2 protein-coding genes are annotated in these 2565 nt (G+C 62.2%); both read right to left on the bottom strand.

The window, feature by feature from the left end; translation table 11 throughout:
- Positions 1 to 586, bottom strand: a 586-nt coding sequence (locus ACIOMO_RS27865; RefSeq protein WP_401244686.1) for an NADH-quinone oxidoreductase subunit H, incomplete at its 3' end; no start/stop codon positions are given.
- Positions 583 to 2565: molybdopterin-dependent oxidoreductase (locus tag ACIOMO_RS27870; protein ID WP_401244688.1), on the bottom strand; the 1983-nt coding region annotated here is incomplete at its 5' end. The genes ACIOMO_RS27870 and ACIOMO_RS27865, both read right to left, overlap by 4 nt.

A 2565-nucleotide genomic window follows, 5' to 3' on the forward strand; every position in this document is an offset into this window, starting at 1 on the left:
CGAAGAACTGCGGGATGATGAACCACAGGTTCTGCGCCTGGTATTCGACGATGTCGCGCATGTTGAACGAGCCGACCTGCACCACGATGCCCATCAGGGCCAGGCCCATGAACACTTCGTAGGACACGGTCTGCGCCGAAGCACGCAACGCGCCGAGCAGGGCGAACTTGTTGTTACTCGACCAGCCGGCGAACAACACCGCGTAGACCGACAGACCGGCCATGGCGAAGAAGAACAGCAAGCCGATGTTCAGATCCGCGACGCCCCAGGTCGGGGTGATCGGGATGATCGCAAACGCGATCAGCAAGGCGGACATGGCCACCACCGGCGCCAAAGTGAAGATCACTTTGTCGGCAAACGGCGGCGTCCAGTCTTCCTTGAAGAACATCTTCAGCATGTCGGCGGCGATCTGGAACATACCAAACGGGCCAACGCGGTTCGGACCGTAACGGTCCTGCCACCAGCCCAGCAGGCGACGTTCGACAAAGCTGAGCAACGCACCGGCGACCACCACGGCCAACAGAATGACGATGGCTTTGATGACCGTCAGGATCACATCGATCACTTCAGGGGTGAACCAGGTCATTGCGCTGCCTCCTGCAGACCGTCGACGGATACGCCGGCGAATGCCGGTGGAATGCCGGCGATGCCCGCAGGCAATGCCACCAGACCGGCGCCCAGTTCTTCATTGATGCGCAGCGGCAGACGCAGGGTCTGACCGGCCACGTTCAGGCTCAGCAATGCACCTTCGTTGACGCCCAGACGATCCGCTTCCGACTTGGCCAGAGCCACGTATGGAGCCGGAATACGCTCTTGAACCGGCGCGGCTTTCGAAGAGTTCTCTTCGCTGCCGAACAGGTGGAAGAACGGCACGGCTTGCCAGGTGCCCGCTGCCGGGTTGAACGCACGCGGTGCTGCAGCGAACCAGTTCAGCGAATCGCCAGTGCTTTCGATCAGGCGGGTGCCCGGGTCGCCAGCACGGATGTGACCACCGACTTCGTCCTGGAACTTGTTCCACGCTTGCGGCGAGTTCCAGCCCGGAGACCAGGCGAAAGGAACCTGCTGACGCGGCTCAACCGAACCCGAGTAACCTTCCATGGAGAAGGCGAACGCGGTGTCTTTGTCTTGCGGGGTGCGTGGTTCGTGAACGCTGATGTCGGCGCGCATTGCGGTGCGACCGGAGTAACGCAGCGGCTCACGCGCCAGTTTCAGACCCTTGATACGGAACGCTGCCGACGGTGCAGCATCGACGATACGCGCCAGTTGCGCGGTGCTCGAAGCAACGGCAGCGGTGACGTGGTCGAGTTGCGTCCAGTCGATCGGCTGGTTCAGCAGGGTCGCGCGCAGGGCGTGCAGCCAGCGCCAGCCTTCGTGAACCAGAATGCTCGCATCCAGATATTGCGGATCGAAAACCTGGAAGAAGCGCTGGGCGCGACCTTCCTGGCTGACCAGCGTACCGTCGCCTTCAGCGAAGCTTGCGGCCGGCAGAACCAGATGCGCGCGGTCGGTGGTCGCGGTCTTCTGATGATCAGCAACGATCACTACTTTCGCAGCGTTCAGTGCGGCATCGACCTTGTCTTTGGCGGTGCGGGTGAACAGATCGTTTTCCAGCACGACGATCGCGTCGGCTTTACCGTCGATAACTGCTTGCAGCGCAGCGTCCACCGATTCGCCACCGAGCATGGCCAGACCGAGGCTGTTGGCTTCCGGCACGATCAGGCTGATCGAACCGTTCTTCTCGCGCAGTTTCAGTGCTTTGGCGATGTTCGCGGCGGCTTCGATCAGGGCTTTGGAGCCCAGCGAAGTACCGGCGATGATCAGCGGACGTTTGGCCGCGAGCAGGGCGTCGGCGATGCGCTGAGCCAGTTCCAGTGCTTCGGCGTCCAGACCTTCAACGGCCGGGGCGCTGGCGTCCAGTGCGTGGGCAACGGCGAAACCGATGCGCGCCAGGTCGTCCGGAGCAGCGTGTACGCATTCTTCAGCGATGTCGTCGAGCTTGGTTTCCGCCAGGCTGGCGATGAACAGCGGGTTCAGCGCGTGCTGACCGATGTTCTTCACCGCAGCGTCGAGCCAAGGCTGAACGCGCATGGCTTCGGCCATGTCTTCAGCTTTGCCCTTGACCGACTGACGCAGCGACAGCGCCACACGGGCGGCGGTCTGGGTCAAGTCTTCACCGAGGACGAAGATCGCATCGTGGTCTTCGATGTCGCGCATGTTCGGCACAGGTAGTGGGCTGTCGTTCAGCACCTGCAAGACCAGACGAATGCGCTCCAGTTCGGACGCTTCGATGCCCGAGTAGAAGTGCTCGGCGCCGACCAGTTCGCGCAACGCGTAGTTGCTTTCAAGGCTGGCACGCGGCGAACCGATACCGACGATATTGCGACCGCGCAGCAGGTCAGCGGCTTTATCCAGTGCAGCATCCAGACCGAGCTTGGTGCCGTCGGCCAGCAGCGGCTGACGTGGACGGTCGGTGCGGTTGACGTAGCCATAACCGAAACGGCCACGGTCGCACAGGAAGTACTGGTTCACCGAACCGTTGAAACGGTTTTCGGTGCGAGGCGGGTC

The sequence above is a fragment of the Pseudomonas sp. NPDC087804 genome, assembly GCF_044742965.1.
Lineage (GTDB): Bacteria > Pseudomonadota > Gammaproteobacteria > Pseudomonadales > Pseudomonadaceae > Aquipseudomonas > Aquipseudomonas rustica.